The organism is Ruegeria lacuscaerulensis, assembly GCF_013031245.1.
Lineage (GTDB): Bacteria > Pseudomonadota > Alphaproteobacteria > Rhodobacterales > Rhodobacteraceae > Ruegeria > Ruegeria lacuscaerulensis_C.
In genome coordinates, this window is record NZ_WPZL01000050.1 from 1 (window position 1) to 17126 (window position 17126).

Below are 17126 nucleotides of genomic sequence, written 5' to 3' on the forward strand. Positions count from 1 at the left end.
CAAAGGCCAATCATGCACTAACAATCAAATTGGACCACACAAGTGGGGCTGATCACGGGTCGCCAGCGATGTCATTGGCTTGGGTGTCAGCTGGGGCGACCCGTCTAATCCAGCATTGCGCGATCAAATCACAACCGAGGCCTTTTATCGCCTCACCCTAGTCCAGAATTTTGTGATTACTCCATCGATTCAGTGGGTCAAAAATCCCGCTGCCACCACCGCCTTCGATGATGTTCTAACCGCGGGAATCCGTGTGCGCGTGACGTTCTAATTCGTCCGCTGTGTATTGTTTTGCGGGCATTCGTAGGAGGCGCGGGTCCAGTAAAACAGGGCTCTCCCTTGCCGTCAGCCGTGCAATACTCGAACGGCTGGTCCGGGATTGCCAAGGTCCGGTCCCATGGGAGCTTCAGCAGCTAGGCGCACCAAGGCGACTGGGCAATCATCTGAAACGAATGGCAGTTTTGCGTGCAGGAATGTTGAAGAGGCTATTTCGACTAGCGTCAGCAACTTGTGCTCATATTTCAACCACGAAACGCCTATCCGAACACCGATTGTTGGCAACGCCTGAATGGTTGTTTCATGTCAACGCTTTAAAGTGCTCGCTGGCGAACGCCATAAACTTTTTAACCGCAGGGCGGCTATAACTCTCGCGGGAAGCTATCAGCCAAAGCTTATGGTGAAGCTCTTCATGTTTGAAGCACTGGACCAAGTCGGGGGTCGCATCGCCTGTTACACACGGTAACAAACCCAATGCATCGCCAACTTGAAGTGCTGCCACCATACTGGACACAGCATTCACCTGATAAAGAACTTGCGACGGATCAATCTGATCATTCAACCAACGGACAGACTTCATGACACTTGCGATGTCTTCGGAGTAAATCAGAAACTTGTGCCCGCTGGCCTCCACCAAATTTCCGGGTGCACCGTGAATCTTCTGATACGCGAGATTGCAGTATACACCGAGCGGGAACTGGGCAATTTTTTTGGCAATAAGTGTGTCCCCTGATATCTCGTCGAGAGGTCGGAGGGCTACGTCAGATTTTCCCGTCTCAAGTGGCGGCTGATCCTTATCCCAGGCTATGTCGATCTGAAGTTCGAAGCTGATACCTGGATTTTTCTCTCGAAAGGCGGATACAAGCCCGGCACCGAACCGCTGCATGGCCTCTGCGTTTCCTGAAAAACGGATAACACCATGTTCGTCTCTGGCGAGTTGCTCAGCCGAGACAGATACTTTTGACGCCGCGCGGCGCATACCTTTCATGTCATCCAGCAGAGCCATACCTTGAGCGGTGAGCTTGTAGCCGCGGTTGTCTCGTTCAAATAATTGAATTTTAAGAGCGTGTTCAAGAGCTTCGATCCGGCGCGCAACTGTGGTTTGGTTCATGCCGATGACACTGGCTGCCGCCAGAGTCGAGCCTTCTTCAGCTACGGCAAGAAAAACGCGAATGTCGTTCCAGTTGAACACGAACGTACCCCCGGTGATCATTCTGCAATTTTGCAGTGTCATGCCCTACTATTCGCTATTTTTGCAGATCGGACCAGCCGGTAGCTTAAGTTTGAATACAACGGGAACGGAGAGCTGGAACTATGAACGCCCTGCCAGAGAAAACCAGAGATATTCAAAACCATCACATCGACAGCACAATCTGGGACAATTTCAGCTTTCGCGATGACGACATCATCATTGCGACTTACGCAAAATCCGGAACCACTTGGATGCAGCAGATCATTAGCCAGTTGGTATTTCGTGGCAAAGAGGACCTGCCCGTCGCCGAGATGAGCCCGTGGGTTGATCTGCGAGTACCGCCGCTGGAAGTGAAACTCCCGATGATCGAAGCACAAACTCACCGCAGATTCCTGAAAACCCACCTGCCAGTGGATGCGCTCGTGTTTTCGGAAAAGGCCAAATATATTTACATTGGTCGCGACGGCCGGGATATCGTCTGGTCACTCTACAATCATCACGTCAATGGTAACGAAGCCTGGTACGATGCTCTGAACAATACACCCGGACGCGTCGGGCCGCCTCTGGCGCCACCCATCGGAGAACCTCCAACATATTTCGAGAATTGGTTAGAGAACGACGGCGCACCATTTTGGTCATTTTGGGAAAACGTAAGATCGTGGTGGGCGGTGCGTAACCTCCCGAATGTCAAGTTGGTGCATTTCGCGAACCTTAAAGCCGACATGGAAGGTCAAATACGTGAGATTGCTGAATTTATCGATGTCGACATAGATGACGACACGATGGTGGACGTGTTGAAACATTGTTCGTTCGACTACATGAAATCCAATGCAGAACAATCGGTGCCACTTGGGGGTGCGTTCTGGGAAGGAGGTGCAAAGACGTTCATCCACAAAGGGGCGAATGGTCGTTGGAAAAGTGATCTACCCGAATATTTAAGTCAGCGGTACAAGCATATGGCCCGCGAGCAACTGGGCGATACATGTGCCAACTGGATTGAAACAGGCTCACGTTAGGGTTCTGTCGCAGGTGGGAACACCCGCCCGGCGATACCACCACCGCAAACATATTCTAAAACATTACTCTGTAACGCGATTGCACAGCTGAAGCAGACCTTCGCCGCATCACAGAAAGCTGGTAACAATGGGCTCATTGCATACCTATGCCGCATCTGATCCAGATGGCCGCAAGGCGGACAAACCTGCCGGTGGTATTGTCCGCTCGAATGACCGCTTTGTGCGCTTTGCGACCGCGGCGAAATACTTCTCTGGCAGGAAGCAGGCATTCGCGGTTCGTGCAAAATAGTATGGCTGCCGGATAAGATCAGACCTTCAATGTGAAAGAAGCAGTGGACTTATTTCGTGGAGAATACCTCTGATTGAGTTATGAAAATTGCAAGTTTACCGAAGACCTTTTGAATTGCTTGAAACGAACCCACGTTTTTGGCTTCGAGAACCGATTGATCGAACATACCTAGGTTTAGAGGCCAAGAAGGTTATTTCGTAAGGACCAAAGGCGGCAATTGCGCAGCAACTGCCCTCCGAATTTTGCCGGTAGTAAACTGAAAAAACTGCATTTTCTGTTCCTGCGGCTCTGATCTCTTGATTTGATACCGAGAGGTTTCCAATCAACAAAACCAAGCCTTCTTTTCGCATGGAAAACACCGTTCATCCAACGTTCATATTACCTATATGCCCTATTCATCTCTGCGAGCCATATTGTCCTACTGGAATTAAGTAACGTTGGTTCACATAAACAACCGACGAGCAGGGGACCGTCTGTGACAAAGACTGGAAGTAAGTCAGCACACCGCAAGTTGGGGATTTTCCGCTACACGACCTGCGTCATTTTAATGGCTTTCACCTTTTTGATTGGCGACAGCCAGTTCAACAAAGCAGCTGCGCAAACTGCCAGTTTTCGGTCTGTTGACACGAATTCTGACGGTGTCCTGAGCTTGAATGAGCTGACCGCCGCATTTGGAGAAGTTGGTGCGCGCAGACTTCTTGAGGACATTGACCGCAACCGAGACAACCGCATCACGATCAATGAGTTACGCAGGGGCACAAAAAACAAGATAGGTAGCTCTGATGACCGCAGCGGTCGTGGAGATCAAAAGGAAGGGCAAGATGATCGCGGAGCCAACAACGGAGGGTCTGGAGAACGGGATAGAGACGATGACAGAGACGATGACCGGGGCGACGATCGCAACGATGATGGCGGGGATGACGGTGGAGGTGGTGACGACGGCGGGGATGATGACTGACCGAAGACCGTTCGTTTGCACTCTCTAAGTGGCTGCTCACAAGAGCACACAGGAGATCGAACTAGCATAAGAATGCTTTGAGGCAGAAACGTGGATCCCTGAAAAAGTGTTCATTTGTTGTTCATTCGAACGCATGCCATCCCTTCATTCCACATTGCAATTGTTCTCACATCACTCTGGCAAAACGATTTCACTGAACAGCCAGTCACGGAGCAAAGCATGACACAGTTTCCACAAGTCTCGCCTGTTGCCTGCGAAGTCGCAAAATGGGCATTTACAACCCGCAGAGTTGATCGGTCCGATGTACATGGGCTTTCCACGCAGTTGAATACTGCAAAAGCAGGGGATCTTATCCTCTGTGAGATCGCCGAGATCGGTCATCACAAGAAAATCCAATTGGCGGAACGTCGCGCCTCAGTCAGCTACCCGGGCGATTACGTTGTTCTGGCTCTGGGCGACCGGTACGCACCAGACCAGTTTCTTGCCAGCGCGGTGATTGATGATGATCTTATCGATCTTGTCGCTGGTGGCGGCGTCGCAGGTCGCGTAGACGCCGCCCATGTCCGCATGGACGAACCAACACGATTGAAGCCCATCGGCCTTTTGACCGATGCAAAGGGTCAGGTGATCAACGTAGCAGACTATGCGCTGCCGTCGCTGCCAGCCAATGACCAAGTAACCGTTATTGGCGTGTTTGGTGCGTCGATGAACTCAGGAAAAACTACAGCCGCATCAAGCCTTGGCCATGGGCTTATGCGTTCTGGAGTTGCCGTCGCCGGTGTAAAAGCCACCGGAACCGGAGCCTTCGGTGACTTCAACAGTTTCGAAGATGGCGGTGCGCCGGCCCTCGATTTCACGGATGTTGGTATGGCCACCACTTATCGGATGCCACTTGCAGCGATCGAATCCGGATTTGATACACTGGTCGCAACTGCAGCGTCTCGTGGTGCCGAAGTTGTAGTTGTTGAGATTGCCGATGGTGTGTTTCAACAGGAAACGCGGGCTATCTTACAGTCCTCACGCATTCGGGATCGATTGGACGGCATTTTATTCGCTGCGCCGGACGCGCTGAGTGCATTGGGCGGTGTAACCGTTCTGAACAAAGTGGGTCTCAGCCCATTTGCGGTATCCGGGATGGTCAGTTGTTCCCCATTGGCCGCCGCCGAAGCAGCAGAGGTAACCGGCCGCCCGATTTTATCGCGCGAAGATCTTTGGTCGCCAGCGATAATCGCCCAATATGTTACGCCGCTGATGCGGCGCGAACCAGAAGATGTGGCCGCATGACCCCCCTCCCTAGTTTGGCCACAAGGGACCGCATCATTGATGCGGTCCTCGTGGTGTCCTGTGGCATCATGCAGGCTATTGCGCTGGCTTTCGCAGCGTTTGCCACACGGGATGCTTTTGCGGCGCTTCACGCAGGAGATGCACTCGCAACGAATACTGTCTTGCAACTGGCGATCTCCGGTACCGTTGCGGCGGCATGTATGCTCTTATCACGATATCGCGCAGAAGCGCTTGGCCAGAGTTACGCAATTTCATTGCGCCGGACGCTGTATCGGAAGATCGCGCAACTTCCAAAGTCCCGACATGAAAAACGCCGCGTTGGCGCATTGTCCCTTAGGTTTGTTGGTGACCTGTCTGCAGCGCGACTTTGGTTTGGTCGCGGATTACCGGATGCTTGGTCTGCAATGATTGTGATACCTGGCGCGGCTTCCATTCTGTATTTCCTCAACCCTATGCTTGCGATCAATGGTGTCGCCTCGCTGAGTGTTGCACTGGTCGCGATGGGGTTGCTAGCCTGGCATCTTGCCCGGCGCCATCAAAAACTTCGTCGAAATCGCGCCAACATCGCCATTTCCATGATTGAACGCATTTCTATCGCGCCCGAACTGGACCTGATGGGTCGGACCGACCGTGAATTGCGTAAGCTTGATAGACAGGGCGCATCACTGCGCAGTGATGCGCTGGCTCGTCGCGGTAGAACAACCAGCCTTCAGGCAGTCTTGCAACTGGGTGTCGCGTTAACCGGTCTGCTGATGCTCTGGCAAGCCAGTCGGCACGCCATTGCACCGTCGACAGTTGCAGCTTGCCTGTCGGTATTGGCGTTGATTGCCCTGCCGTTGCAAAATCTGGCCGGGGCGTGGGACCAGTATTGCGCGTGGAGGGTCGCCCGTGAAAAAGCCGAAAGACTGCTTTCGGAACCAGTGGTGACCAGATCTGCAACAAATCAAAACGGTCCGGTTTCCATCAAGGTGACCGGAGAACTCGACCGGGTGCCTATCTCATTTGTGGCCTCGCCCGGATCAGTTTCCAAACTAACAGACAAACATGCAAACAGCCTCGCGCGTATCATTGCCGGGCTCGACGCAAACGATGGCGTCGATGTCCGTTATGGTGGGCGAGTAGTTGCTCCGAAAATCGCCTTTATCGGAGATAACCATGTTGGACTTCAGGGAAGTTTGCGCCGATCTGCAACGCTGAGCTGTCGGAGGCGCCCGAGCGACCTGAAGATAGCAACGGTCATGCGGATTTTTGGCCTGTCCGATCTCCTCGCGGCGCCTCGTGGCCTTGATCAATGCTTGGCGGAGAACGGTAAAGGTTTGTTGCCACTTCAGACCCTGCAATTGGATCTCGTGCGCGCTGTTCTTGGCAAAGCTGACGTCATCGTCATCGCGTCTATCAGGTGGACGTCTTGCCTGCATCACAGGGTCGAGTTGCTTGAGTCTCTGCAAGAGTTTTCGTCAGCCACCATTGTATTGGCCGAAGACGCCACTCCGCTTAGTTTGAAGCAAAAATCAAAGGTCTGTTGATATGCATTCGTCTACTCTGTTTGGAATCTATGCTGCTGTTCTGGTCGGCTTTTTGGGTGGGCTTGCGGGCCTTACCCTGTACAGCCTTGAAAAAACCCGATGGTGGGATGCCCGGATTTCACTGGCTCAAGAGTCATATGGCCTGCATCTGAGGCTTGAGGCGGATCTGTACCGCCTGTTCAAGCAACACGGTGACGCACTCCTAATTGGCGATCGGGATGATGGGGTAAGCGAAGTAGAGCTGCAGGAGAAAATCGCCCAGACTTTGGATGCAATCCGAAAAACCATTGCCCGGGAAATCCAGATGGTGGGCGAAGAGGAGTTCGAGGAACTGGAGCTTCTTGATGAGATCGAAGACGACATAGAAGCCGTCAACGCAGCTATCGCAAACCTTTCAGAGGTAGGTAGCCCGATTGAGACATTTGTGCGGATCGAGCGACTGGCCGCTCTGCTGGACGGGGATATTGACGATGAACTTGATCAAAAAATTCAGGCTGCGCTTGATGAAGAAGTAGAGGAGGTTGAAGAAGTCTTGGCCGAAGCAGCAACCTTTCGAAAATGGAATGAGCGATTGGTTTACGTGATCGTTCTTGCCGCCATAGGTGTGTTACTGGTGGCCCTTGTGTCGTTCAACCGCCAAATCAGAAAACCACTTACGTTGCTTGCAGACGGCGTTGGGCGCCTGCGCAGGGCCGACTATTCGAAGCCCGTAGATCTTGGTGGTAGCCGTGAATTCAGAGAATTAGGCACTGTTCTGAATAGCATGGCGGAAGGCTTGGCTGCCCGCGAAGCAAGTCGCGCCGAGCAAAAAAGGCAACTTGAAGATACGGTCGCCGCTAGAACATTCGAACTTCAACAACTAATCGACAAGCTTGAGAGGGGTGAAGAGAACCGCAAACGATTGATGGCCGATATTAGTCATGAGTTACGGACACCACTGGCAATTATCCTTGGAGAGGCCGACGTTACTTTAAGGACATCAGACACGCTGTCAGAGGATACTTCCGATTCACTCGCCCGTATTCGCGATTCCGCAAAGCACACCAATCAAATCGTTGATGACATGCTAACGGTCGCTCGGTTCGAGGCGGGTCAACTTAGGCTGGATCGCAAGGAAACGGACCTACGAAAGGTGGTGCGGGATGCCGTGGCGATGTTTCCTGATCCGGTTCAGGTCGAAAGCCCGGAAGGTATGGTGATGGCTTCGGTGGATGAGGTTCGGCTTCGCCAGTCAGTACTCGCGTTGCTGCAAAATGCACGACGATACGGAGGCCCAACAATCAGCGCAACATTGGAAGCAGGGCTCGCGTCTTGCTCGATTACAATCGAAGACGACGGTCCCGGACTGAGTGCAGCGGAAAAGTCCCAGGCGTTCGATCGGTTTTTTCGGGGCTCAAACGCCTCGGGGCAGGGTATCGAGGGAAGCGGCCTCGGGCTTCCGGTCGTTAAGTCGATTGTTGAAGCCCATGGAGGGACTGTTGACCTTCAAGATCGCCAGGAGGGCGGGCTGCAAATCATTATAACGTTGCCCAAAGCACCCCGAATGAAAATTGTACAATCCGATGTTCAACGAGAAACGGGCTAATGCCTGTCTGCTTCAGAAACAAATTGCAATACCGGTAATACCTCACGCAGCTTTGCAAATACACGGTTTCAGACAGAAAGAAAACTGAGGCACGCTATGAATATTCTACTTGTCGAGGACGAAACCCGCGTAGCTGACTTCATACGCCGCGGATTGTCTGCTGAAGGTTGGTCCGTTGATCATGCGCCAAGCGGGGAAGATGCCTTGGAGCACGTAGCCTCCGGCAATTATGATATTATCTTGTTGGATCTGATGCTACCGGGAATTCAGGGACAAGATGTGTGTCGCAAGCTACGTGCCCGAAAGTCAAAGATCCCTATCCTGATGTTGACCGCCTTGGATAGTTCTGAGGAACGGGTAGAAGGATTGAAGATTGGTGCAGACGACTATCTTCCTAAACCCTTTGATTTCGACGAACTCATCGCTCGGATAGAAGCGTTGCACCGCCGCGCCAACAGCTATGCAGATGACCTCAGCAACACTGTGATTACTTGCGGAGCACTTACATTTGACAGGCAATCCCTTCAGGTTGCTGTTGATGGTCAAGAAATCCAGTTGTCAAAAAAAGAGCGCGATCTTCTCCTTTTGTTTTTAACCAATGTTGGGCGCGTTTTATCCAGAGAGCGGATTTTGAATTCGGTTTGGGGCATGAATGAAGATCCATTGACCAATGTTGTCGATGTATATGTCGGGCGCCTCAGACGTAAAATCGGTGCAGAAGGTCAGCGGATCGTGACACTCAGAAATGTCGGCTATCGTATGAGCTGAATACTTCGTTTGTGGATCCGTCGGAGAGGTACCTCCAGTGAAGAGCCCTACGATTTGTGGAAGGTCGAATACCCTTGCTCCGGTTCTTGAGCGATCTCAGGACTTGAAAAGAAGACTCCCACAGAATTCTCTTGCCCATTCTGTGCAAGAGAACGCAGCACGCCAAACAATATTTGATAAGCCGCTACGCAATTTCAAATTGAATAGAAACTGCCAACCCAGGTGAATTATTTGTAGCCGTCAAGAGCGCTGAATGATGGTCTGCAATTGCCTTCACCAGTGCTAAACCCAAACCATTGCCAACACTGTTTCGCTCGCTTTCAAGCTTATAAAACGGAACAAAAAGCTTACCCAGTGTGTTTTCGGGAACGCCGGGGCCATCGTCAACAACCGAGAGCGTAATGGAGTTTTCATCTTGTTCAACGGTCAGGCGAACATTGGAATGTTGCGGGCAGTGATCGATTGAGTTCTGCAAAAGGTTTGCACAAAGCTGTTTCAGCATACCTTCATCGCCTTCGATTAGTGTACGTCCTGATTGGTTCTCCACAAAACTGAGACTTTGGCCCTTAACTTCCGCAAGTGGTATCATGTTCTCAACTGCTTCTCGACCCAGTCTGTTCAAATTCAGATAGCTGAAAGCTTTGGGACTGTTACCTTCTTCGATACGGTTGATCCGTAAAACTGTTTCGAAGGTCCATTTGAGACGATCAAGTTCAGATTGAATTTTGTCAATCGGCTCTAAAGATTGACCATCTGATTGTAGGGAATCCTTCGCTTCCTGAAGTGCGATATAAGCATGAGTGAGCGGGTTTTTCAGATCATGCGCAATGGCGGCAGCGGCTGATCGAGTCGTCGACATCAATGCTGTCAGGTTGTCGAGATGGCCGTTCATCAGCCGCGCAACCCGGTCTATCTGATCGTTGTTTTTGCCGACTGAAAGCCTCGCTCTTACTTCACCCTTTGAGACTTTGTTCAGCGTCTTCGCCATTTGATCGAGTTTGCGATATGTTCTTATGCTGGAGACGTACCCAACTAATAAAGTGCACAACGTTGCTCCAAATCCGATTGCGACCAAGGACCATGCCAACGAACGAAGTGTGCTTTTCACAAATGCAAGATCGCGACCAACCACGATTACAAAGCCACGGTAGGTTTGCACATTTACCCGATGGATACGTTTTTCACCGCCCAGATTTATGCCATCATCTTCGATTTCTCCCCAACCTCGAAAGGAGGGGTAATTATCGATGTTTCCAGCCAGACGCGTCCCTTGGCTATCGAACAGGCCGATCAAACTGGTGTCGAACGGCAACCAGAGGGTCGCATCATCGATCGCTTGTACGACATCGGAATCGTTGTCGTTGTCGTCCAGAATTTCCTGAATGAAACGCATTTCGTCGATTAACAACGAGTCCATTTCCCGCTGCAGGTCGCCACGAATTCTTTCGAATGTCAAAAATGCCAATGCTGTAACGGAAAGCAGTATCACCACTGCTGCATATAACGCTGTGGTAAACGCTGCCCCAGATACTATGTTTGAGCGTTTCATTAGTCTCTTCATCCGGTGATAGTGAAGACCACATCCAGATTCGAAAAAACAAACCTATTCTGGCCAGCCAAGCGCGTGATCCGACGGTTGTACCTAATATTGGAATAAAAGTATGGGGAAATTGCATGAGATTGTCGCACCACTGGTAATTTAGGCTCGGCGAAGTGCAAAAAGGCCGATGCACTGAGTTTTACGCGTATCTTGTTAGCTGAGCGTTTCCGCCCAATACAGCAACGAGTAGACCGTAAGTTAGGGCGAATTTGCAGCGCCCCTTTCCGAGGGGGGTAGAAAGGAGCGCTGCTTTGGCTGAGGGACGCTTGCTTACGAGTGAGTGGCCCATGTTTTCACGGTACCGGTGACACCCTATAGGAGGGCTACGAGTGCTTCCTCAGCCGAGTGATTGGTTTCAGTTTCAACCCCGATGACATCTTCTGCTGCGCGTTCTTTCCAATGGGTTTTCACCAACCTTACATTTTTGAAAGGTTCTCGTATCTGGGTCCCTGATTAATGAGGGCTCTATGTCGATCACTCACCCTTTGTGCAATGCCCGTGGTCTTCGATTGATGAGGCCCCATGCGTGGATAACTCATAGGTCATAGTTGGAAAATGAAGCGCCAAGGTCCAGACTTCGTCGGGCTTGATGTGGATGAATGTCACACCATCCAAACCGTGCGCAACGGAGGCCATGCCCTCTGTGTTATCAACTATCAGGCGCGCTTCTGAGAGATCAGCTTCCTGAAAGATTTGAATGACTTCACCATTTGTATCCGACGTGCATCGGAATTCTGTTTCGTCTGCGAACGCCGCAGCCGCAGGCAAGACTGCCGACAGGAATATTGCTTTCTTCATCGTTGTTCTTCCGTTCAAAAAGTTGAGCCTTCAGGTTTGAGATGTCCGAGAGTTGGTTAAAATTTAGAGCGGTATAGGTCTTCCACTTGTATTCAGGCGGCGATGAGGGGCTTCCCGAAGCTCACGCAAACCCGCAAGCCTGGTTCGTTGCTCTCAGCGGTGACTATTGCGCCGTGCCGTATCGCGACGGCCTTCACAAGCGATAAGCCAAGTCCATTGCCAGCTTCGTTTCTTGCGCTGTCAGCTCGGAAAAAAGCTTCAAATATCTTGCTGATTTGAGGTTCCGGAACCCCAGGCCCGTTGTCCGCAACGACCAGTTCAATAGCTTCAGACTTGGCCGTAAGGGAAATACTGATCCAAGTTCCCGAGGGGCAATACCGAAGTGAGTTGTGCACAAGATTGACGAGCAGCTGTTTCAGCATGCCCTCGTCACCTCGTATCAAAATCGTGTTGGCGTTGTATTCAGCCGAGATGTGTTTGCCCTCGTCGACCGCAACCGGATAGAAAGCCTCTGCAACTTTCTCAACGAGCGTACTCAAATTGACTGTTTTAAAGTTGTTTTGATGCCCGCCCGTCTCGATCTGAGATACTTTGAGTATTGTGTCGAAGACAGTTCTGATGCGCTTAAGGTTGCACTCTAAATCGTTGAGGCTTGGTTTCGGATCGCCCCCATACTCAACTTCGCTGTATGCCTTCTGCAACGACATGAACCCGTTCGTTAATGGTACTCTCAAGTCGCGTGCAATTGTGACTGCAGTGGTTTGAGTGCTGTTGAGTAAATTCGAAATCCAGTCGAGACGTCGGTTAACTATTTGGAAAATCCGATCGAATTGATCGCCTGTACCTGAGACCGGTAGACGAATAGCGGCGTTTTCTTGAAAAGCCTGATCGAGAGTCCGCTCGATCCACTCGAGTTTCCGAAAGCTCTGAGAACTGAAGTAGTAACCAAGCCCCAAGACAGCGGCAGTTGTCGCAAGTGTCAGCAGCAACAACCCCTCCCAAAGCGTCGTCAAAGCCTGATCGAGTGAAGTCAGGCTGCGGGCGACGACTGTGCGAAATCCAAGGTAATCAGACGTATGAAGCATATAGACAGGGGATGCTCCACCGATTTGAACAAAATCCGGATCGACCTCGTGCCAACCAATCTCGTCGGGCGATTTCGCAATTGATCCAGCAAGGGCTGTACCTTGCTGGTCGAACAATGCGATAATGTGAAGCCTGGTTCGATTGGGACTGTTCAAGTGTTCAATCGCTCGCTGAACTGCGTCTGCCCCACCGTCCAACAATATCTCATGAAGCAGGAGCTCTTCGTCGAGGATTTGTTGCTCAAGGTCAGAACGGAGCCGGTCTTCCAGCGCCAGATATGCAGCGTATCCGAAGACAGCAGTAATGATCCATACGATCAATGCTGCGAAACAAGCTGTCTGGAAGGGAGCGCCTGAGAGAATGCTAGCGCGGCCCATGAAGGCTGTATCCAACGTTTCGAGACGTGTGCAGAAGCGGCGTCTCAAAGGGTTTGTCGATCTTCGACCTCAGACGGCTGATATACGTCTCGATCACAGTCGAATTTGGATCGAAGTTGTAATCCCAGACTTGCTCCAAAAGCATGGTGCGTGTCACCACTCGCCCTGTGTTTCGCATCAAAACTTCCAGCAGCGCAAATTCACGGGGCAACAAGTCAATTGTAACATCCTGCCGCTTCACCACCCGGCCGAGCAGATCCATTGACAGATCATGGACTTGAAGCTTAGTCGTCGAGACGCCGGAGGGTTGTCGCCTGACAATGCTGTTCAAACGGGCCAGAAGTTCTGAAAAATGAAAAGGCTTGACCAAGTAGTCATCTGCACCTTCGGTCAAGCCCTCAACTCTATCCTGAACATCTCCTAAAGACGTGAGAAACAGAACTGGGGTTTGTTTCTGTGCAGCCCTTAGGGCCTTGAGAACGGAAAGACCATCCATTCCTGGCAACATTCGGTCTAGGATGATGGCATCACATTCATTGTACAAACAATATGACAGGGCATCCCGACCATCTTCGTACCACTCAACACTAAAACCGTTTGACCTTAGTCCAGAATTGACAAAGTCGGCAGTCTTTTTGTCGTCTTCTGCGACGAGTATTTTCATTTCAAGACCTCCGAATAAGTCAGTGGTTCCGCTTATCGCAATTACCAATAGTCGGTTAAGTGAACCCAGCCATAACGAGATGGCTAAGTCCATTTGGCAAATCGTTGCAGACTAGAGGCTCAACGTTTCTTCGACAGCTTTCACCTGAAGCCGCGCGAGACCCAGATTGGCGGTCTTCTTGTCTAACGCGACATACACAAAGATGTTTGGGTTTTTGTCCAGCGGGCGGACCAGATGAAACTGTTTGCCAAGTGTGATCAGAATGTCTTCGATAGTATCGTTAAGTTTCAGCGCTTCGATTGCCTGAAGCTTGGCGCGAACGACTTCAACATTCGCTGCGCCTGCTGTTTCAAGATCAAACTTTGCACCACCCTCTGTGTCTAGGACTAGGCCTGTGTCACTGTCGACGAGACACGCCCCCAAAAGACCTTTGATTTCACCTAGTTTAGAAATGTCCAATGACATGTTTGGCTCCTTTATGGCTTTGGATTTGTTTGTCTGAACCGCACCAGATATTTGATTGAATGGACGAACTCTGTTGTTTGCTGCTGGAATGGTGATGACGTGCCTTTGAACCAGACCAAATCTTTCGTTAAATCTGGCCAACACAGAGGTGGCATCACCTTTGGGTTTCGACATTCGCTATCCAATTCTTGCTGTGATCATAGAGGTAGAACGTCGAACTGGATGCCTGCCGCTTCGAATTGCCTGGGCATGAAGGAATAGCTGATCCACCAATCTGTCATCCAAACTTGGGAGGGCGCTTGTGCTCCGATGGGCGTGACACTTGGGATCTGAAGTCACTTTCCGAACTGATGCACCGAGGTCCTGAGAGTGATTGCGGTCTCTATGCAAAAAATTAAGTGCGGCAATGCAGGCTAGGGCCAAATATTGGGCATTGTTGGCTGAAAGGGCCAAGACACTTTCGGGGCTCAGAAGGAATGCGAAGCACAGATGCCCGAGTTCAAAAAGAACACCAGCCAAAATGGATAAAACAGAACTCAGCATAAGACCCTCGCCTCGTTACCAATCAACTAAGCGGTCCGTAGAGTACTGGGAGTTTTAACCGACCTTTCAGACAGCTTAAAAATTTGTAAGGATGTGTTTTTTGCATTGGTGTGAAGTGAAGCCTTAGGCGCAATTGGCTCATTGACTGTCCTTGCGAGTATTCAGCCGCCGGCAGTGGTTTAGAACGAGCTGGACAACAGTTCTTAATTGGCAATTGTGTGCGCATTACCGACCTTCGTGCAGAGCGCAGCATTCGTTTCTCTGGGCTCTGAGTTGCCATTCTCTGCAACCAGCTCGATTGGCTGGTGGCAGCCCAAAGTGGACATGCTCAACCCGCAGCTGGGGTGGAGCGCGAAAATTCGTTGTGAACGTCAGTAGGTGCGTTTCAACAGTTATGGCCTTAATCAGAGAACATTCAATGTCTGACCTCCAAAATTGCTTAAAATGGCGACCGAAAAAAGCCAAAAAAGCCCAGATACTTTCCAGCTCAGCTAGTCGCAGGATATCAGTATATCCAATCGGCTGGTTCCGTCTCCCCGTGTAACTTCTACTTCTCCCCTGGCACCAGAAAACTCGCCGGAACCTGCAATGATCATGCGAGTGGCACGACTTGCGTTAACCGGCCCCGTCGTGTCGTCGACGGTACGAACAGTCGGCGCTGATGCAGCTTTATACATGATGGCACCGCCCGGCAAATGCAGGATGACTTCTGATGTCATCCTGGCTTTGCCGTTGTCGTCGATATTTACAACGACTGTTTCAGCTTCGCCTTCGCCGATAACCTTGCCATCTTCCGTTCGCAGCGGGCCAGTGCTTATGCGGCGGTCGCCAATATCCTGACCCTCGGCGCCGTGATCGATGAACGTCACCGTAACCTGATCTTGATCCCAATGTACTGAGAAGGGCTCGCAGCGTTCGAACGACTGTGCATCGGACGCCATCGCAATGCTTGTCGAGCAAATTAGCGCTGTGCACCTAAACCTTTGCATGGATAACTCCCAAGAAGCTGATTGCTAACAAACAATAAGCCCTTGTTTCTCAAATCAGCAATACGTCCCTTTCATGTTTACCGCTCCACGCCATTGTCCTTGACGAGGACAGATGTCAGCAGTGCTCAACAAATCTGCCGGTGGTAATATTGGACAAGATGTAACCAGCCAGCCCAATGCGACGTTCAAGTCATTGGTAAAGTTCAATTAGCATTGCAGCCAGTACGTAAATGTAAGGCAGTACGTAGTATTTTCGTAGTTCCTGTGTGTCTTCAGTTGCCAGGAGGAAGCTAAAATCTGGATTTATTGATGCCGATTGAACTGGCACTCGCTGATTTACCGCGCCGTACACCTAACCTTGGCGACCTCTTCACCTTGATCGCACATGCTAACCTGCGCCGCTTAACCGGAAAGTTGCCCATGCTAGAGTATGAAAATGGAGACGTCCAAGCGAAGCGAAAGGAGAATTCGCTGGTTGCGTGAAAACGGACGCGTTGATTTCAAACCGTCAAGAACAACAAACAGGCAATTAGCTGATTGTAATTCCAGTTGATCACGACGTGGAGACGATAAATGTTAAGAAGAGATATGATACTTAACTGTTTTATGGGGTTAATCTTGGCACCAATGCCATCCCCCATGCAGGCTCAGGAGAGATTGATGGAGAATGAAAAAGCACTGGCGCGCCGCGCTTTGGAAATGTGGGCAGTGAGATCTTCAATCGATATTTCAATTTTCTCACCAGCTTATCTAAACCACCAGGAACCAGTCGCAAAAGGTTATGTGGGGACCGTTGACTTAGAAACGTGGACAAAAATCGTGGTGTCCAATCATGAGGCATTTCCTGACTTAAAAGTCGAAATCCTTGCTCAAATTGCAGAGGGAGACAGGGTGTCGACCCACTGGAGGTTCAAAGGGACACAGCTGGGTTCCTATCTGGGTCATCCTCCTTCCGGTCGTTCCGTTGATTGGACAGGAATCCAAATAGATCGCTTTGAAAACGGTTTGATTGCCGAAAGCTGGGTCGTATGGGACTTCCATACGCAGCTTGTCGAACTGGGGTTATCGAAGGAATTCTAAGGGCTGGCCGGTGTGGTCAGGTACTGTTGGTTGAGGCGGTCCGAAAGCGAGGCTACAATAGTCTATGTGTTTATTTGAGCCGGTTTTTTGACGTTTCATATCTGGACGTTGAGCTAGAAGATGCTCTCGCTATCGCGGAAGCTACCGAAGTGAGCATTATTAGGAGCTCAAGGGCGGTCCTTCCGAATTTCGTTAATCCACGCCGTTTTGAGCTCGCGGCCCGAAGGGCGCAATGTATTTGAACCACATTGGTGCCTTATGAATCTGCCTCGACCACAGTTTTTTGCAACTATGGCGAATGTCTCGGATATACGGGCAGCGACGCAGCATCGTATTCAATCGAAAGAGGTTCGTTAGGGCGGTTCACCAGACTTTGCAAAGTCCGCTTCGCTGCGCAAAGCCCACCTCTGTTCGGAATACAACATTTGTCACTTTGGGCTCGGTGCTGCCGTTCTCTGCGGTGAGCATGATTGGCCACGCGTAGCTCAAACCGGGCCTTCGCAACCAAGCTTTGCAATTTCCAGTATCCCAACATTCCGGATATTTGCCCACGCAGCCATTGCTCACACAGAAAGCGGATGAGGTGGGTGGCTCCTGCTCCACCGGCATCGAATGTGCCAAAGTGCAGTT

16 protein-coding genes are annotated in these 17126 nt (G+C 50.9%); 9 read left to right on the forward strand and 7 right to left on the reverse strand.

The annotated features are described in order from the left end of the window. Positions 1–79 precede the first annotated feature (79 nt). A complete protein-coding gene (locus tag GOX66_RS26405) occupies positions 80–271 on the forward strand; it encodes a carbohydrate porin (protein WP_170766184.1) in 192 nt (63 codons plus the stop codon). A 306-nt stretch (positions 272–577) separates the two neighbouring features. Here the strand turns inward: GOX66_RS26405 and GOX66_RS23920 are convergent, their stop codons facing one another. After that, the gene (locus tag GOX66_RS23920) at positions 578–1510 is read right to left on the reverse strand and encodes a LysR family transcriptional regulator (RefSeq protein ID WP_170766185.1); all 933 of its coding nucleotides are present in this window, start codon (positions 1508–1510) and stop codon (positions 578–580) included. 80 nt (positions 1511–1590) lie between these two features. Here GOX66_RS23920 and GOX66_RS23925 point away from each other — a divergent pair, with 80 nt between their 5' ends. The 6 genes from GOX66_RS23925 to GOX66_RS23950 all read left to right on the forward strand — a co-directional run bounded on the left by GOX66_RS23925 (position 1591) and on the right by GOX66_RS23950 (position 8894). Beyond that, positions 1591–2484 carry a sulfotransferase domain-containing protein gene (locus GOX66_RS23925; protein ID WP_170766186.1) on the forward strand — a complete coding sequence of 298 codons (894 nt, stop codon included), beginning with the start codon at positions 1591–1593 and terminating at the stop codon, positions 2482–2484. Between the two features lie 764 nt (positions 2485–3248). Next, entirely contained in the window at positions 3249–3731 is a 483-nt protein-coding gene (locus GOX66_RS23930; RefSeq protein WP_170766187.1) for an EF-hand domain-containing protein, read from the forward strand. Between the two features lie 219 nt (positions 3732–3950). Continuing rightward, a complete protein-coding gene (locus tag GOX66_RS23935; protein ID WP_170766188.1) occupies positions 3951–5015 on the forward strand; it encodes a DUF1611 domain-containing protein in 1065 nt (354 codons plus the stop codon). After that, positions 5012–6541 (forward strand): ABC transporter ATP-binding protein, encoded by a 1530-nt coding sequence (locus tag GOX66_RS23940; RefSeq protein WP_170766189.1) that lies wholly within the window; start codon positions 5012–5014, stop codon positions 6539–6541. Before GOX66_RS23935 ends, GOX66_RS23940 begins: the two co-directional genes overlap by 4 nt. A gap of 52 nt (positions 6542–6593) precedes the next feature. Beyond that, positions 6594–8126 (forward strand): sensor histidine kinase, encoded by a 1533-nt coding sequence (locus GOX66_RS23945; RefSeq protein ID WP_170766191.1) that lies wholly within the window; start codon positions 6594–6596, stop codon positions 8124–8126. Between the two features lie 96 nt (positions 8127–8222). Continuing rightward, positions 8223–8894, forward strand: coding sequence for a response regulator transcription factor (locus GOX66_RS23950; RefSeq protein WP_170766193.1), 672 nt, complete (start codon positions 8223–8225; stop codon positions 8892–8894). A gap of 184 nt (positions 8895–9078) precedes the next feature. Here the strand turns inward: GOX66_RS23950 and GOX66_RS23955 are convergent, their stop codons facing one another. From GOX66_RS23955 to GOX66_RS23980, 6 genes are all read right to left on the reverse strand, one after another. Continuing rightward, positions 9079–10443: a HAMP domain-containing sensor histidine kinase gene (locus GOX66_RS23955; RefSeq protein WP_170766195.1), complete on the reverse strand. Its 1365-nt coding sequence runs from the start codon at positions 10441–10443 to the stop codon at positions 9079–9081. Between the two features lie 525 nt (positions 10444–10968). Beyond that, on the reverse strand, positions 10969–11292 hold the full coding sequence (locus GOX66_RS23960) for a hypothetical protein (protein WP_170766197.1): 324 nt from the start codon (positions 11290–11292) through the stop codon (positions 10969–10971). A 92-nt stretch (positions 11293–11384) separates the two neighbouring features. Further along, on the reverse strand, positions 11385–12755 hold the full coding sequence (locus GOX66_RS23965) for a sensor histidine kinase (RefSeq protein ID WP_170766199.1): 1371 nt from the start codon (positions 12753–12755) through the stop codon (positions 11385–11387). After that, positions 12742–13419 carry a response regulator gene (locus tag GOX66_RS23970; RefSeq protein ID WP_170766201.1) on the reverse strand — a complete coding sequence of 226 codons (678 nt, stop codon included), beginning with the start codon at positions 13417–13419 and terminating at the stop codon, positions 12742–12744. Before GOX66_RS23970 ends, GOX66_RS23965 begins: the two co-directional genes overlap by 14 nt. A gap of 111 nt (positions 13420–13530) precedes the next feature. After that, the gene (locus GOX66_RS23975) at positions 13531–14058 is read right to left on the reverse strand and encodes a roadblock/LC7 domain-containing protein (protein WP_214652764.1); all 528 of its coding nucleotides are present in this window, start codon (positions 14056–14058) and stop codon (positions 13531–13533) included. Positions 14059–14918: 860 nt separating this feature from the next. Next, positions 14919–15416: a hypothetical protein gene (locus tag GOX66_RS23980; protein WP_170766203.1), complete on the reverse strand. Its 498-nt coding sequence runs from the start codon at positions 15414–15416 to the stop codon at positions 14919–14921. Between the two features lie 309 nt (positions 15417–15725). On the opposite strand from GOX66_RS23980, the gene GOX66_RS23985 reads away from it, so the two are divergent. After that, positions 15726–15899: a hypothetical protein gene (locus tag GOX66_RS23985; RefSeq protein ID WP_170766204.1), complete on the forward strand. Its 174-nt coding sequence runs from the start codon at positions 15726–15728 to the stop codon at positions 15897–15899. A 177-nt stretch (positions 15900–16076) separates the two neighbouring features. Then, positions 16077–16496 carry an ester cyclase gene (locus GOX66_RS23990; RefSeq protein ID WP_170766206.1) on the forward strand — a complete coding sequence of 140 codons (420 nt, stop codon included), beginning with the start codon at positions 16077–16079 and terminating at the stop codon, positions 16494–16496. Positions 16497–17126 lie beyond the last annotated feature (630 nt).

What these genes read in the sequence shown, in the direction of transcription:
- GOX66_RS23920 (WP_170766185.1), bottom strand. Translation starts at nt 1,510, where the DNA reads ATGACACTGCAAAATTGCAGAATGATCACCGGGGGTACGTTCGTGTTC.
- GOX66_RS23925 (WP_170766186.1), top strand. Translation starts at nt 1,591, where the DNA reads ATGAACGCCCTGCCAGAGAAAACCAGAGATATTCAAAACCATCACATC.
- GOX66_RS23935 (WP_170766188.1), top strand. Translation starts at nt 3,951, where the DNA reads ATGACACAGTTTCCACAAGTCTCGCCTGTTGCCTGCGAAGTCGCAAAA.
- GOX66_RS23940 (WP_170766189.1), top strand. Translation starts at nt 5,012, where the DNA reads ATGACCCCCCTCCCTAGTTTGGCCACAAGGGACCGCATCATTGATGCG.
- GOX66_RS23950 (WP_170766193.1), top strand. Translation starts at nt 8,223, where the DNA reads ATGAATATTCTACTTGTCGAGGACGAAACCCGCGTAGCTGACTTCATA.
- GOX66_RS23955 (WP_170766195.1), bottom strand. Translation starts at nt 10,443, where the DNA reads ATGAAACGCTCAAACATAGTATCTGGGGCAGCGTTTACCACAGCGTTA.
- GOX66_RS23960 (WP_170766197.1), bottom strand. Translation starts at nt 11,292, where the DNA reads ATGAAGAAAGCAATATTCCTGTCGGCAGTCTTGCCTGCGGCTGCGGCG.
- GOX66_RS23965 (WP_170766199.1), bottom strand. Translation starts at nt 12,755, where the DNA reads ATGGGCCGCGCTAGCATTCTCTCAGGCGCTCCCTTCCAGACAGCTTGT.
- GOX66_RS23970 (WP_170766201.1), bottom strand. Translation starts at nt 13,419, where the DNA reads ATGAAAATACTCGTCGCAGAAGACGACAAAAAGACTGCCGACTTTGTC.
- GOX66_RS23975 (WP_214652764.1), bottom strand. Translation starts at nt 14,058, where the DNA reads ATGTCGAAACCCAAAGGTGATGCCACCTCTGTGTTGGCCAGATTTAAC.
- GOX66_RS23980 (WP_170766203.1), bottom strand. Translation starts at nt 15,416, where the DNA reads ATGCAAAGGTTTAGGTGCACAGCGCTAATTTGCTCGACAAGCATTGCG.
- GOX66_RS23985 (WP_170766204.1), top strand. Translation starts at nt 15,726, where the DNA reads ATGCCGATTGAACTGGCACTCGCTGATTTACCGCGCCGTACACCTAAC.
- GOX66_RS23990 (WP_170766206.1), top strand. Translation starts at nt 16,077, where the DNA reads ATGGAGAATGAAAAAGCACTGGCGCGCCGCGCTTTGGAAATGTGGGCA.